This window comes from Serratia bockelmannii, assembly GCF_051803255.1.
Lineage (GTDB): Bacteria > Pseudomonadota > Gammaproteobacteria > Enterobacterales > Enterobacteriaceae > Serratia > Serratia bockelmannii.
In genome coordinates, this window is the sequence record NZ_CP196512.1 from 4,418,381 (window position 1) to 4,432,209 (window position 13,829).

The window sequence follows — 13,829 nt, forward strand, 5'->3', positions numbered from 1 at the left end:
CAAGGTAGTCATTATGCAAAAAGTCGTTCTTGCCACCGGTAACCCGGGCAAAGTGCGCGAACTTGCCGACCTGTTGGCCGATTTCGGCCTGGACGTGGTCGCGCAAACCGATCTGGGCGTGGAATCCGCCGAAGAGACCGGCCTGACGTTTATCGAAAACGCCATTCTGAAAGCGCGCCATGCGGCACAGGTCACCGGCCTGCCGGCGATCGCCGACGACTCCGGTCTGGCGGTCGACGCGCTGGGCGGCGCGCCGGGCATCTACTCCGCACGCTACGCCGGTGAAGACGCCGACGATCGGCAGAACCTCGACAAGCTGCTGGCGGCGATGAAAGACGTGGCGCTGGGCAAGCGCGGCGCGCAATTCCACTGCGTGCTGGTCTATCTGCGCCATGCGGCAGACCCGACGCCGCTGGTGTTCCACGGCAGTTGGGCCGGCGAAATCACCGAACAGGCCGCCGGTGAAGGCGGCTTCGGTTACGATCCTGTCTTCTACGTACCGGAGCTGGGCCGCACCGCCGCCGAGCTGAGCCGCGACGAGAAGCGGGCGATTTCGCACCGCGGCAAGGCGCTGAAGCTGATGTTGGAAGCCATGCGCAATGCTTAAGCTGCCCCCGCTGAGTCTCTACATCCACATCCCGTGGTGCGTGCAGAAATGCCCGTACTGCGACTTCAACTCCCATGCGCTGAAGGGTGACGTGCCGCATCAGGAGTACGTCGATCATCTGTTGGCGGATCTGGATGCCGACCTGCCGCTGGCAGGCGGCCGGGAGATAAGCACCATCTTCATCGGCGGCGGCACCCCCAGCCTGCTGAGCGCCGAGGCGATGCAAGCCTTGCTGGACGGCGTGCGGGCGCGCATTCACGTCGCCGACGACGCCGAAATCACCATGGAGGCCAACCCCGGCACCGTCGAGGCCGATCGCTTCAGCGGCTACCAGCGCGCCGGCGTCAACCGCATCTCCATTGGGGTGCAAAGCTTCAGCGCCGAGAAGCTGACCCGCCTGGGGCGCATCCACGGCCCGGAAGAGGCCAGACGCGCGGCGACGCTGGCGACCGGCCTCGGCCTGCGCAGCTTCAACCTCGATCTGATGCACGGCCTGCCGGATCAGTCGCTGGAAGAGGCGCTGGACGATTTGCGCCAGGCTATCGCCCTCAATCCGCCGCACCTGTCGTGGTATCAGCTGACCATCGAGCCGAACACCCTGTTCAGCTCGCGCCCGCCGGTTTTGCCGGACGACGACGCGCTGTGGGACATCTTCGAACGCGGCCACCAGCTGCTGAGCGCCGCCGGCTATCAACAGTATGAAACCTCGGCCTACGCCAAGCCGGGCTTCCAATGCCAGCACAACCTCAACTACTGGCGCTTCGGCGACTACCTAGGGATCGGCTGCGGCGCGCACGGCAAGGTGACCTTCAGCGACGGGCGCATCCTGCGCACCGCCAAGACCAAGCACCCGCGCGGCTTTATGCGCGGCGACTACATGGACAAGCAGCATGAGGTGGCGGCGGCGGATCGGCCGTTCGAGTTCTTCATGAACCGCTTCCGCCTGTTGGAAGCCGCGCCGCGCGCCGACTTCGTCAACTACACCGGGCTGGCGGAAAGCGTCATTCGCCCGCAGCTGGACGAAGCGCTGGCCAAAGGCTATCTGGAAGAAACCGCGGAGCATTGGCAAATTACCGAGAAGGGCAAACTGTTCCTCAACTCGCTGCTGGAACTGTTCCTGGCGGACGACGAATAAAAAAAAGCGCTGAATGATCAGCGCTTTTTTTCATGTTCAGGCGGCATTATGAGGGCGGTGCGTCACGTCGCCACGCCCCTTCAGCAATCCCTCAACGGAAACATCCTCGTCCAACGCGTCCCAATGGATGCCGCGAGCGCTGAGCTCATACCCCGCCCGCTGTTCTTCCGTCGCGTTCAACAAACGGGGAAACCAGGCCAGCGGCACGCCAATAATTCTGGCGTCACTTAGTTCGACCCACATCGTCGTATCGTCAAAGCTGACGCGTTTAGCCGAAATACTCATGCCAAGCCTCCAAAAACAATGCCTGATAGGTATCAACCAGACCAGCCAACTCTTTTAGCGTTCTGGCGTTAAAGCCATCATTACGCGCCAACTGCACGCCAGGAACCAACCAAAATTTCGCTTCAGCCTCAGCGTCTCTGATATGAACATGCGGCGGCTCAAGCGGGTCACCCTCATTTGAATAAAAAAAGAACCTATAGCCTTTATAACGGAATATCACTGGCATCAATGCAAAATCCTTTTGCCGATTGATTATAGTTTAGCCAGTTTCTCAGATAGCCGTCGTGAGGTCAAAGAACGCACGGCGGCTATGCCTATCCGTTACTTCAACGCCTTCAGCAAATCCTTGCGCTGGGTTTCCAGTGCGGTGACGCGGTTGCACACGTCATGACCGAAGTTCTGGAAGTCCTGCTCCTGGTTGTTCCATTCGTTCTGGATCGCCTTCTGCAAGCCGCCCAGGTTGCCCATGATCGCCTGCAGCGGGTTGCCGCCGCTGTTGGCGGCCTGTTTGACGCCCATCTCGTTCAGGCTGTCCTGCAGCACCCCGCCCATGCTCTGCTGCACGATGTTGCGGCCGTCCTGTTCCACCTGGTCAATCGCCTGGTGGTGGAAGGTCAGACCGTCGCTGCGGTGTTCGATGATGCGGTTCATCTGCTGTTTCAGCTGGCCGTTCAGGGTGGTCAGCCGGTTGCGCACGTTGCTGTTGCTGCCCAGCTCTTTGACGATCACCTTATCCAGCGCCGAGCGGGCTTTCTCCAGGTGCTTCTGCGCGCCGTCGTCGATCCACGGCAGCTGCTTGCGCAAGGCGCTCTGGTAACTGAAGGCTTTCTGCCGCTGGCTGTCGCTCAGGCTCAGCGCCTGGCCGTTGCGGATCACGTCGCCATCCGGCGAAATTTGCAGGTCGCCGCTGGCGCCTTTCACCTGCACGCTCTGCGGGCTGATGATCACATCATCCTGGGGTTTAACGCTGCATTGGTACTCAGCGTGGGCCTGTGCGGCAGTCGCCGCCAGCAGCAGTAAGGCTAACCCGGTTTTCTTCAACATAGCTTCTCCTGACTCCCATCCAGATTGGGATTAAAAAATCGAACGACCGATACGTTGAGACAACAGTTCCAGCGCCGCAGTTCCCGCCAGCGAGTTGCCGGAAGCATCCAGTTCCGGCGACCAAACGACGATCGACAGTTCGTCCGGCACGATGGCCACGATGCCGCCGCCCACGCCGGACTTGCCCGGCATCCCCACCCGATAGGCGAATTCGCCGGCGCCGTCGTACATGCCGCTGGTCATCATCAGGGCGTTGATCTGCCGGGCCTGCAGCGGGCTGATCACCGCCTCGCCGCTGAGATCGCGGCCGTGATTGGCCAGATAGACGAAGCTGCGCGCCAGTTCCACGCAGCTCATGCGCAGCGCGCAGTAGTGGAAATAGGTTTGCAGCACGGTAATCACATCGTTCTCGAAGTTGCCGAACGACTTCATCAGATAGGCGATGGCCGCATTGCGATCGGAGTGTTCGAACTCGGAGCGCGCCACCCGCAGGTCATAGGCCAGGTCGTCTTCACCGGCCAACTGACGCACCACCTCCAGCATGCGCTGTTTGGGGGCGCTGAGCCGGGTTTGCAGCATGTCGCACACCACCAGCGCGCCGGGGTTGATAAACGGATTGCGCGGTTTGCCCTGCTCCATCTCCAGCTGCAGCAGCGAGTTGAACGGCAGGCCAGAAGGCTCTTTGCCGACGCGCCGCCAGATCTCAGGCTCCTGATAGCGCGTCAGCGCCAGCGTCAGGCTCAGCACTTTGGAGATCGACTGGATGGAGAAGCGCTCCGCGGCGTCGCCGGCCTGGAACAGTTCGCCATCCACCGTGCAGACGGCGATCGCCAGCCGATCGGCGGGCACTTCCGCCAACGCCGGGATGTAGTCGGCCACTTTTCCCTGGCCAATCAGCGGGCGCACCTGTTGCAGGATCTCTTCCAGCAACGCGTTATCCAATGTTGTTACCACCTCGGTCACACTCCGGGCAAAACAAAGGCGCCGTTAAGGCACCTTAAATCCATCCCCGTCATACTTGAATCCGCATCTGTGTTGGCTGCGAGCGCTCACCCCAGTCACTTACTGAAGTAAGCTCCTGGGGACTCACACTCTTGCCGCCGTGATGCAAATCCAATTATTTAGGGGGAAATAAGCGGCGCGAAGCCGCGCTCATCGGGCAAACGCGATCAATCCCACCAGATATCGAACAGATCGCTGACCTTCACGTCGGTCAGTTTGCGCGCTTCCAGCCAGTTTTTCACCAGTTCGCGATGCTCGTCGGTGCAGTGGCCGATCTTCTGCAGGCAGATCAGACCTTCCCACTGCAGGTAGCCGCTGCCGTCAAACGCCAGACCGTTCGGCTCGATCACTTCATCGATGAAGGTATCGAGCGTGCTGTCGATATCTTCCACCGACGTGCCTTCGGCGAAGCGCCAGGCTACGGAGAAACCCAGCTCCTGAAATTCTTCAATGTGCAACTTTTTACGTAAACGACGACTGCGGTTCTTAGCCATTATTCTTTCCTCTCAAACATCAAGTCCCAAACGCCATGTCCCAGGCGCTGGCCGCGTAATTCAAATTTCGTCAGTGGGCGCGAATCCGGACGCGGCACATAATCATTATCGCTGGAAAGATTACGGTAGCCTGCGACCCCGTTCATAACCTCTAACATATGTTCCGCATAAGGTTGCCAATCGGTGGCCATGTGGAAGACCCCGCCGGTCTTCAGCTTGCGCAGCACCAGTTCGACAAACGGCGTTTGCACGATGCGGCGCTTGTTGTGGCGCGCCTTGTGCCACGGATCGGGGAAGAACAGCTGCACCATGTCCAGCGAGCCGTCCGGGATCATGTTTTCCAGCACTTCAACCGCATCGTGGCACATCACGCGCAGGTTGCTCAACTTCGCCTCGTGGGCGTCGGCCAGGCAGGCACCCACGCCCGGCGAGTGCACTTCGATCCCTAAAAAGTTCTGCTGCGGGTTGTTGCCCGCCATGGTCACCAGCGAGGCACCCATGCCAAAACCGATCTCCAGCACCGTCGGCGCTTCGCGGCCAAACAGCGCAGCGAGATCGACAGCGTCAGTCTGATACTCCACGCCCATCACCGGCCAATAGTTCTCCAGCGCGTGCTGCTGGCCTTTGGTCAGCCGCCCCTGGCGGCGGACAAAACTGCGGATACGGCGCATCGCGCGGCCGTTCTCATCAAATTCCGGGGAGATGACGTCATTAATCATAGTGCTTTCTGTCTGTTTGGCTGCCAATTAGGGAAACGCGCATTATGCAAAGATACATTGGTTTAGCAAGTGTTCATCTTCTGTACCCGCCGTGCGGCGTCGGAAAGTTCCGGTTTACAGCATCATGACTCTATGCTGCAATCTCGCTTCATTTTCTGCCGGATAACGACGCTGCTCATGATGCAAGCACAACAATTCGCACAGGTGGTGCTTGACTGGTACCAGCGCTACGGCCGCAAGACCCTGCCATGGCAGCTGGAGAAAACCGCCTATCAAGTATGGCTCTCCGAGGTGATGTTGCAACAGACCCAGGTTGCCACCGTCATTCCTTATTTTCAGCGCTTTATGGCCCGTTTTCCTAACGTGCGCGCGCTGGCGGAGGCCCCGCTGGACGAAGTGCTGCATCTGTGGACCGGTCTCGGCTATTACGCCCGCGCCCGTAACCTGCACAAGGCTGCGCAGACCATTGTCGCACAGCACGGCGGCGAGTTCCCGACAACCTTCGCAGAAATCGCCGATTTGCCGGGCGTTGGCCGCTCTACCGCCGGCGCGGTGCTGTCGTTGGCGCTGGGCCAACACTATCCGATCCTCGACGGCAACGTGAAGCGCGTGCTGGCCCGCTGCTACGCGGTGGAAGGCTGGCCGGGCAAGAAAGAAATCGAAAACCGGCTGTGGAAAATCAGCGAAGAAGTCACCCCGGCCCAGGGCGTCGGCCAGTTCAACCAGGCGATGATGGATCTGGGCGCCATGGTCTGCACCCGCTCCAAGCCCAAGTGTGAACTCTGCCCGCTCAACGTCGGCTGCCTGTCTTACGCCAACCACAACTGGGCCAACTACCCCGGCAAGAAGCCCAAGCAGACCCTGCCGGAAAAAAGCGCCTACTTCTTATTGCTGCAGCACGGCGACCGCGTGTGGCTGGAGCAGCGCCCGGCGGTGGGCCTGTGGGGCGGCCTGTTCTGCTTCCCGCAGTTCAGCGCGCGCGTGGATTTGGAACTCTGGCTGCAGCAGCGCGGTCTGAAAGGCAAGCGCCTGGAACAGCTGACCGCGTTTCGCCACACGTTCAGCCATTTCCATCTCGATATCGTGCCGATGTGGCTGTCGCTCGACGCGGCGGGCAGTGGCATGGATGAGGGCGCGGGTCTCTGGTATAACTTAGCGCAGCCGCCATCGGTCGGGCTGGCAGCGCCGGTGGACCGCCTGTTGCAACAGCTGGCGAAGCAGCCCCCGATCCAACAAAACTTATATGGCGATAGCGCCATCGATGAGGAATTAGCATGAGCCGCACCATTTTTTGTACTTTCCTGCAGCGCGACGCCGAAGGCCAGGACTTCCAGCTTTATCCCGGCGACGTCGGCAAGCGCATCTACAACGAGATCTCCAAGGAAGCCTGGGGCGAGTGGATGAAGAAGCAGACCATGCTGATCAACGAGAAGAAGCTGAACATGATGAACGTGGATGACCGCAAGCTGCTGGAAGAGGAAATGATCAAGTTCCTGTTCGAAGGGCACGACGTACACATCGAAGGCTATACGCCGCCGAGCGAATAATGCTGTTGGGGCCAGGCGCTGGCCCGCTTCAATCCTCTTATACTTCTTCCAAACGGCTTTAAGATGAAGAAAATTTTAGCTTTGCTCGTAATAGCGCCTTTGCTGATCTCCTGTTCCGGCAAAAAAAGTGAAGAAATCAACGAAGCCTGGATCAAAGATACCAACGGCTTCGACATTCTGATGGGCCAATTTGCCCACAACATCGAGAACATCTGGGGTCTGAATGAAGTTCTGATCGCCGGGCCGAAAGACTACGTTAAATATACCGACCAATACCAAACCCGCAGCCACATCAACTTCGACACCGGCGCCATTACCATCGAGACCATCGCCACCACCGATCCGGCTGCGCACCTGCGCCAGGCGATCATCAGCACGCTGCTGATGGGTGACGATCCGGGTTCGATCGACCTCTATTCCGACGCCAACGATATCCAGATCAGCAAAGAGCCGTTCCTGTACGGCCAGGTGCTGGATAACAAGGGCGCGCCGATCCGCTGGGAATGGCGCGCGGCGCACTTCGCCGATTACCTGCTGCAGACCAAGCTGCAAAAACGCACCTCCGGCCTGCACGTGATCTACTCGGTCACCATCCAGCTGGTGCCGAACCACCTGGACAAACGTGCGCACAAATACCTGCCGATGGTGCGCAAGGCGTCGGAAAAATACGGCGTGGACGAGTCGCTGATCCTGGCTATCATGCAGACCGAATCGAGCTTCAACCCGTATGCGGTGAGCGGTTCGGACGCGCTGGGCCTGATGCAGGTGGTGCAGCACACCGCCGGTAAGGATGTGTTCCAGATGCGCGGCAAATGGGGCACCCCGAGCCGCAGCTACCTGTTCGATCCGGAGAACAACATCGACACCGGCACCGCCTATCTGGCTATCCTGCAGAACAACTACCTGGGCGGCATTCAGAACCCGACCTCGCGCCGCTATGCGGTGATCACCGCTTACAACGGCGGCGCAGGCAGCGTGCTGCGGGTGTTCTCCAGCGACAGAACGCGTGCGGTGGGCATCATCAACGGCATGCAGCCGGGCGACGTGTACCAAACGCTGGCCACCAAGCACCCGGCCGCCGAGTCGCGCCGCTATCTGGTGAAAGTAAATACCGCGCAGAAGAGCTACCGCAGAAAGTAACGCTTCCCGCGTGGATAAATGAGAAGGGCCGGTGCGAACCGGCCCTTTTTCTATGGCTTGACCCGTCCTGAATAGCGTTGACACATTTTACTCACGCACAGAGGAAAATGTGATGAACCAGTATATTAAACGCACACAACGCGATTACTCTCTATCCTTTAAACTGGCTGTCGTCGAACAGGTCGAAAAAGGCGAGATGACATACCGCCAGGCGCAAGATCGCTACGGTATCCAAGGCAGCCAGACTGTCATGAACTGGCTGCGCAAATACGGTCAACTTGACTGGCGAACTTCTCCTTCCACCAGAACGTGCGGAGACAACATGCCCAAACTCCCCCTGACACCCGAACAGCGTATTAAAGAACTTGAGCAGCAACTGGCTGAATCTGAAGTCAAAGCCCAGTTCTTCGAAGCTGTCGTCAAAGTGATGAACACCGACTTTGGCGCCACGCTGACAAAAAAGCAGCTAACCGCCTTATCGCGCAAACACAAGTACCGGGACTCACAGTAACGCGGGCCTGCCGATGGATGGGCATCAGCCGACAAGCGTGGTATCAGTCCCTGCAGCGTGAAGCAGGCAAAGAGGAGCAGGCCCGGCATCTCGTCGAACAGGTGACGGCCATCCGCTTGCACCAACCCCGACTGGGGACACGTAAGCTGCATCACCTGTTGCGGCAACACCCCGAACCGGCGTTGCATGTGGGCCGTGACCGGTTGTTCAGTATCCTGCGCTGCGCGCGGTTACTGGTGATGCCTAAACGGGCATATCACAAGACGACGCACAGCCATCATCGTTTTTATCGCCATCCCAACCTGCTAAAAGCGGGAGACAATCAAGTAATAGCCAGCCGTCCGGAACAGGTATGGGTGGCGGATATCACCTACCTGCCGCTGAGAACGGGGACGGCGTATGTCAGCCTGGTAACGGATGCCTGGTCGAGAAAAATCGTGGGATATCACGTGCATGACAGTCTGCATACCCGGCATGTCGCCTGCGCGTTCAAAATGGCACTGGCCGGCAGACGCACGGCGTTGCCGTTGGTGCATCACTCGGACAGGGGTATCCAGTACTGCTCGCAGGAATATCAGGCGTTACATCAGCAGTATGGCGTCATCTGCTCGATGACGGACGGGTATGACTGTTATCAGAACGCGCTGGCGGAACGGATAAACGGGATACTCAAAACGGAATACCTGCTCGGCAGGCCAGAAGATATCGCGCAGGCAAGAAAGATGGTCAGGGAGTCGGTGAACCTCTACAACACGCGGCGGCCGCACTTGTCGCTGAAATACAAAACGCCCGATGAGGTTCATCGGGCGTTATCCGGTTGAAAAGTGTCAACCTATATCAGGACTAGTCAGCTTGATCATATAGCCGAAGATGCGCTTCCAGCCGTGATCTTTTTTCTCGATGTAGACTCCCTGCAGCTCCGGCGAGAAGCCCGGCAGGCGGTTGATGCCCTCTTCCAACGCCAGGAAATAGCGCTGCACCGCGCCGCCCCACACTTCGCCCGGCACCACGCACAGCACGCCCGGCGGGTACGGCAAGGCCCCCTCCGCCGCGATGCGCCCTTCCGCCTGGCCGATCGGCACCAGCTCGACGTTGTCGCGGATAAACTCCACGTTGGCGTCCTGCGGGTTCATCACCACCGGCGGGAAATGATCCTGGCGGAACATCTCTTTTTGCAGCTGCTTGACGTCGAAGCTGACGTACAGATCGTGCATCTCCTGGCACAGCCGGCGAATGCTGTAGCCACGATAGCGCTGCTCGTTCTTGCGGTACACCGTTGGCAGCACCACGCTCAGCGGCGCGTCTTCTGCAACATAGCGCTCGAACTGCGCCAGCATCTCCACCAGCTGTTCCATCTTGGCCGGGTTTTCCGCCGGAGTCAGCAGGAACAGGATCGAGTTGAGATCGCACTTCTCCGGCACGATGCCGTTCTCGCGCAGGAAGTTGGCCAGAATGGTGGCCGGCACGCCGAACTCGGTGTATTGGCCAGTCGCGGCGTCAATCCCCGGCGTGGTCAGCAGCAACTTGCACGGATCCACCAGATACTGATCCTGGGCATAGCCTTCGAAGCCGTGCCACGTTTCCCCCGGTACGAAGGTGAAGAAACGCGCGTCGTTGGCAATCAGATCGGTATCGTAATCCTGCCAGTCCTTGCCCGCCACCTGCAGCGGAATAAACGGCTTCAGCTGCGAGCAGCGCGTGAGCAGCTGTTTACGCGTCTCGATGCCCAGCTTGACGCAGTCCATCCACATGCGACGTCCGGCGGCGCCGGCATGCATCTTGGCGTTGACGTCCAGCGCGGCGAACAGCGGATAGAACGGGCTGGTCGACGCATGCAGCATGAACGCATTGTTCAGATGCTTATGGTTGCAGTGGCGCTTCTGCCCTTTGATATGGTCGTCTTTCTTGTGGATCTGCGAGGTCTGCGAGAACCCCGCCTGCTGTTTATGCACCGACTGGGTGACAAAAATGCCCGGATCGTGCTCGTCCAGCTCCAGCAGCAGCGGCGAGCACTCTTTCAGCATCGGAATAAAGCCTTCGTAGCCCACCCAGGCGGAGTCGAACAGGATGTAATCGCACAGGTGGCCGATGGTGTCGATCACCTGGCGAGCGTTGTAAATCGTGCCGTCGTAGGTACCGAGCTGAATGATCGCCAGCCGGAACGGCCGTGCCGCTGCGGCTTTCTCCGGCGCCACTTCGCGGATCTGCTCGCGCAGGTAGCGTTCATCGAAGCAGTGCGCATCGATACCGCCGATAAAGCCGAACGGGTTGCGGGCGGTTTCCAGATAGACCGGCGTGGCCCCAGCCTGGATCAGCGCCCCGTGGTGGTTGGATTTGTGGTTGTTGCGATCGAACAGCACCAGATCGCCACGGGTCAGCAGCGCGTTGGTCACCACCTTGTTGGCCGCCGAGGTGCCGTTGAGCACGAAGTAGGTTTTATCGGCGTTGAACACCCGCGCCGCGTGCTTTTGCGCATCCTTGGCCGATCCTTCGTGGATCAGCAGATCGCCCAGCTTGACGTCGGCGTTGCACATATCGGAACGGAACAGGGTTTCACCGTAGAAATCGAAGAACTGCCGACCGGCCGGGTGTTTGCGGAAGAACTCTCCGCCCTGATGCCCCGGGCACGCAAAGGTCGAGTTTTCCATCTCGACGTAGGTCTTCAGCGTTTTGAAGAACGGCGGCAGCAGCGCCTGCTCGTAGGCGTCGGCGGCGGCCTCCAGCTGCGCCATGTAGAATGGCTTGCTGGCGCCGGCCAGCAGCGCGAAGACCCCGCTGACAAACGGCAGATAATCCGGGGAAAGATGCTCGTCCCCTTCCACCGCCACGAAGGTCGGAATATCGAACCCCGTCGCCTGCAAGCGCGCCAGAATGCCGGCGTCCACGTCGGCGACCGACACCACCACCGCCGCCACGTCAGTGTAGTCCGTCTGCTCTACGCGCACGATCTGGCGCAGCGTCTCAATGGTGGCGACCAGGCTGGCGCTGGTCGCGATTTTCAATTCTTTCATCATGCTGACTCTCAAACGGTGAAGGATGAGGGTGTGCCACCGGCACGGTAATGAGATAACGCGGTTATCCCGGTAAAAGCGATACCCGGGCACGGCAGCATAAGCGGCGTGCGTGACCGGCTCATGATCGGGGGATCATCAGGCGGCTATCGGGGGAACTGGTCTTGGCAGCATCCGACAGGCATCAGTAAAATCAGGGCAGAAGCGCTGGCTTTACGCATGCCTAACAGCGAGCATCAGGCGGCCTTACCGCATGGCCGGCAGGCGTATTCGGGCGGAGGGCGTGCGGAGGAAACAACGACGGAACGGTGACGGCGTCAGATGTCTGGTGCGCAGCAGCGCTTGAGCAACAAAACCAGTCATGCCAATAACCCTCTGGCTTATAAGAAGCGGGAACACCGTCAGGGAACGGAGAGTGCTAAAATTTGCGCAATGATTGCATGATTCGTTGCGGGGTTCAAGCAAGAATCGTCTTGATTGAACGCCTATTGAACCAAGCATAACTAATTGTTATTTAATTTAAAAACAAGAAATCACGCATTTTAAAGTGGTATAAATACACGTTTTATATGCATATTTATTGAGTAGCGTTGGCTCCCTGCGCCACTCCCTTTTTGGTTATCTGCCTGAAAATAGAGCAACCGATCGGCTTTGTGACAGAAAGCGATTGACGCCATCCGGCCAATACGGTTTAATGCGCCCCGTTGCCCGGATAGCTCAGTCGGTAGAGCAGGGGATTGAAAATCCCCGTGTCCTTGGTTCGATTCCGAGTCCGGGCACCATATTCAGAAGAACCCGCCTATGGCGGGTTTTTCGCTTTCTGGAGTACGGACTCTCCATCGAACTGCGTTCGATTATTCGGTCTGAAGACCTCACCCTGCGGGCCAGCGCTGAAGCGCTGTTCAACACGGCGCCAGCGCCGGTTGTCCGAGTCCGGTCGCCCTATTCAGAAGAACCCGCCTATGGCGGGTTTTTCGCTTTCTGGAGTACGGACTCTCCATCGAACTGCGTTCGATTATTCGGTCTGAAGACCTCACCCTGCGGGCCAGCGCTGAAGCGCTGTTCAACACGGCGCCAGCGCCGGTTGTCCGAGTCCGGTCGCCCTATTCAGAAGAACCCGCCTATGGCGGGTTTTTCGCTTTCTGGAGTACGGACTCTCCATCGAACTGCGTTCGATTATTCGGTCTGAGACCTCACCCTGCGGGCCAGCGCTAAAGCGCTGTTCAACACGGCGCCAGCGCCGGTTGTCCGAGTCCGGTCGCCCTATTCAGAAGAACCCGCCTATGGCGGGTTTTTCGCTTTCTGGAGTACGGACTCTCCATCGAACTGCGTTCGATTATTCGGTCTGAGACCTCACCCTGCGGGCCAGCGCTAAAGCGTTGTTCAACACGGCGCCAGCGCCGGTTGTCCGAGTCCGGTCGCCCTATTAAGAAGAACCCGCCTATGGCGGGTTTTTCGCTTTCTGGGGTACGGATTCCCCATCGCTTCATCCGATGGGGTGTAACTTCGCATTACAGGTGGACTCTCTCGAAAGAGCGCCCCTAATCCCCAACTACCCGAACGTCAAACGAACGCGCTCATATTCCGTGTTTATTGAGTGTTTTATTGTCGAACGGTGATGGGAGACAGTTACGAACATATAACCGCATCCCATTGTTAAATAATAATATATTGCACAAAAACTAGGAACATTCCGAATAAAAACGACATTACTGTCAATTCATTCATATGGGGCTATGCTGAATTTTACCCATTGATAAGGCATTTTTAACCTATTCCGCTGCCAACACGAAATAATGGAGGATCCGGCGACAATGGCCATTGATATGTATATGAAAGTTGAAGGAATGACGGGCGAGTCCCAAGACAGCAATCATAAAGGATGGACCGACGTACTTTCGTTTAACTGGGGCGCTTCACAGCCAGGAAATATGGCTGTTGGCGGCGGGGGTGGCTCCGGAAAAGTGAATTATCAAGACCTCCGTATTCAAGCCCTTATCGACAAATCTACGCCCGCTATTCTCAAATATTGTTCCAGTGGAAAACATGTCGCGAAAATCGAGCTTTCCGTATGCAAAGCGGGCGGCAACCAGGTGGAGTATTCCAAAATCGTTCTCGAAGACGTTCTGGTGACGCAAACTGATTTTAACGGTGTAGGCCAAAATGATGCGATCGTGGTTGATTACGCCTTCCAGGCGTCAAAAGTCACCATGAGTTACTGGGAACAAGGCAGCAGCGGCACTAAAGGCGCGGAAAGCAAATCTGGTTGGGATATCAAGCAGAATAAAGAGAGCTAAGCGCATTCTGGCACCTAACAATACGTTAATGATCGGG

General features: G+C 58.3%; 13 protein-coding genes, 1 tRNA gene and 1 pseudogene. 8 read left to right on the forward strand and 7 right to left on the reverse strand.

The genetic code is table 11. The features are described 5' to 3' along the window. Nucleotides 1–13: 13 nt before the first annotated feature. Both ACSJLU_RS21010 and hemW read left to right on the forward strand, forming a co-directional pair. Nucleotides 14–607 (forward strand): XTP/dITP diphosphatase, encoded by a 594-nt coding sequence (locus ACSJLU_RS21010; protein WP_043141349.1) that lies wholly within the window; start codon nt 14–16, stop codon nt 605–607. Beyond that, a complete protein-coding gene (hemW, locus tag ACSJLU_RS21015; RefSeq protein ID WP_380826946.1) occupies nt 600–1,742 on the forward strand; it encodes a radical SAM family heme chaperone HemW in 1,143 nt (380 codons plus the stop codon). Before ACSJLU_RS21010 ends, hemW begins: the two co-directional genes overlap by 8 nt. A 36-nt stretch (nt 1,743–1,778) precedes the next feature. Here hemW and ACSJLU_RS21020 read toward each other — a convergent pair whose 3' ends face one another. The 6 genes from ACSJLU_RS21020 to trmB form a co-directional block, all read right to left on the reverse strand. Beyond that, a complete protein-coding gene (locus ACSJLU_RS21020) occupies nt 1,779–2,027 on the reverse strand; it encodes a DUF2442 domain-containing protein (RefSeq protein ID WP_025304253.1) in 249 nt (82 codons plus the stop codon). Continuing rightward, nucleotides 2,011–2,253, reverse strand: a complete 243-nt coding sequence (locus ACSJLU_RS21025) for a DUF4160 domain-containing protein (RefSeq protein ID WP_004937418.1) — start codon at nt 2,251–2,253, stop codon at nt 2,011–2,013. Before ACSJLU_RS21025 ends, ACSJLU_RS21020 begins: the two co-directional genes overlap by 17 nt. 95 nt (nt 2,254–2,348) lie before the next feature. Further along, entirely contained in the window at nt 2,349–3,071 is a 723-nt protein-coding gene (locus ACSJLU_RS21030) for a DUF2884 domain-containing protein (RefSeq protein ID WP_025304254.1), read from the reverse strand. A 30-nt stretch (nt 3,072–3,101) separates the two neighbouring features. Further along, a complete protein-coding gene (glsB, locus tag ACSJLU_RS21035) occupies nt 3,102–4,025 on the reverse strand; it encodes a glutaminase B (RefSeq protein ID WP_004937414.1) in 924 nt (307 codons plus the stop codon). Nucleotides 4,026–4,240: 215 nt separating this feature from the next. After that, entirely contained in the window at nt 4,241–4,567 is a 327-nt protein-coding gene (locus ACSJLU_RS21040; RefSeq protein WP_004937412.1) for a YggL family protein, read from the reverse strand. Further along, on the reverse strand, nt 4,567–5,286 hold the full coding sequence (trmB, locus tag ACSJLU_RS21045; protein ID WP_049204213.1) for a tRNA (guanosine(46)-N7)-methyltransferase TrmB: 720 nt from the start codon (nt 5,284–5,286) through the stop codon (nt 4,567–4,569). The genes ACSJLU_RS21040 and trmB overlap by 1 nt, the downstream gene beginning before the upstream one ends. Before the next feature lie 177 nt (nt 5,287–5,463). Between trmB and mutY the strand changes: the two genes are divergently transcribed. The 4 genes and pseudogenes from mutY (at nt 5,464) to ACSJLU_RS21065 (ending at nt 9,331) form a co-directional block, all read left to right on the forward strand. Beyond that, nucleotides 5,464–6,564, forward strand: a complete 1,101-nt coding sequence (gene mutY / locus ACSJLU_RS21050; RefSeq protein ID WP_197832256.1) for an A/G-specific adenine glycosylase — start codon at nt 5,464–5,466, stop codon at nt 6,562–6,564. Next, entirely contained in the window at nt 6,561–6,833 is a 273-nt protein-coding gene (locus tag ACSJLU_RS21055; protein ID WP_004937404.1) for an oxidative damage protection protein, read from the forward strand. The genes mutY and ACSJLU_RS21055 overlap by 4 nt, the downstream gene beginning before the upstream one ends. Before the next feature lie 63 nt (nt 6,834–6,896). Further along, nucleotides 6,897–7,973: a membrane-bound lytic murein transglycosylase MltC gene (mltC, locus tag ACSJLU_RS21060; protein ID WP_380826942.1), complete on the forward strand. Its 1,077-nt coding sequence runs from the start codon at nt 6,897–6,899 to the stop codon at nt 7,971–7,973. A gap of 112 nt (nt 7,974–8,085) precedes the next feature. Further along, nucleotides 8,086–9,331 (forward strand): annotated as a pseudogene (locus ACSJLU_RS21065) (IS3 family transposase). On the opposite strand, the gene speF reads toward ACSJLU_RS21065, so the two are convergent. Further along, complete coding sequence (speF, locus tag ACSJLU_RS21070; RefSeq protein ID WP_342096863.1) at nt 9,312–11,495, reverse strand: ornithine decarboxylase SpeF; 2,184 nt, start codon at nt 11,493–11,495, stop codon at nt 9,312–9,314. The pseudogene ACSJLU_RS21065 and the gene speF sit on opposite strands and share 20 nt — an antisense overlap. A 706-nt stretch (nt 11,496–12,201) precedes the next feature. Between speF and ACSJLU_RS21075 the strand changes: the two genes are divergently transcribed. Further along, nucleotides 12,202–12,277 (forward strand) — tRNA-Phe (locus ACSJLU_RS21075). Nucleotides 12,278–13,309: 1,032 nt separating this feature from the next. Beyond that, nucleotides 13,310–13,792, forward strand: coding sequence for an Hcp family type VI secretion system effector (locus ACSJLU_RS21080; protein WP_025304260.1), 483 nt, complete (start codon nt 13,310–13,312; stop codon nt 13,790–13,792). The last annotated feature ends 37 nt before the right edge of the window (nt 13,793–13,829 follow it).

Excerpts from the sequence above, each read along its gene's own strand:
- ACSJLU_RS21025 (WP_004937418.1), bottom strand. The coding sequence starts at position 2,253 with ATGCCAGTGATATTCCGTTATAAAGGCTATAGGTTCTTTTTTTATTCA.
- ACSJLU_RS21055 (WP_004937404.1), top strand. The coding sequence starts at position 6,561 with ATGAGCCGCACCATTTTTTGTACTTTCCTGCAGCGCGACGCCGAAGGC.
- ACSJLU_RS21080 (WP_025304260.1), top strand. The coding sequence starts at position 13,310 with ATGGCCATTGATATGTATATGAAAGTTGAAGGAATGACGGGCGAGTCC.
- ACSJLU_RS21040 (WP_004937412.1), bottom strand. The coding sequence starts at position 4,567 with ATGGCTAAGAACCGCAGTCGTCGTTTACGTAAAAAGTTGCACATTGAA.
- ACSJLU_RS21020 (WP_025304253.1), bottom strand. The coding sequence starts at position 2,027 with ATGAGTATTTCGGCTAAACGCGTCAGCTTTGACGATACGACGATGTGG.
- hemW (WP_380826946.1), top strand. The coding sequence starts at position 600 with ATGCTTAAGCTGCCCCCGCTGAGTCTCTACATCCACATCCCGTGGTGC.
- ACSJLU_RS21030 (WP_025304254.1), bottom strand. The coding sequence starts at position 3,071 with ATGTTGAAGAAAACCGGGTTAGCCTTACTGCTGCTGGCGGCGACTGCC.
- mutY (WP_197832256.1), top strand. The coding sequence starts at position 5,464 with ATGATGCAAGCACAACAATTCGCACAGGTGGTGCTTGACTGGTACCAG.
- ACSJLU_RS21010 (WP_043141349.1), top strand. The coding sequence starts at position 14 with ATGCAAAAAGTCGTTCTTGCCACCGGTAACCCGGGCAAAGTGCGCGAA.
- mltC (WP_380826942.1), top strand. The coding sequence starts at position 6,897 with ATGAAGAAAATTTTAGCTTTGCTCGTAATAGCGCCTTTGCTGATCTCC.
- trmB (WP_049204213.1), bottom strand. The coding sequence starts at position 5,286 with ATGATTAATGACGTCATCTCCCCGGAATTTGATGAGAACGGCCGCGCG.
- speF (WP_342096863.1), bottom strand. The coding sequence starts at position 11,495 with ATGAAAGAATTGAAAATCGCGACCAGCGCCAGCCTGGTCGCCACCATT.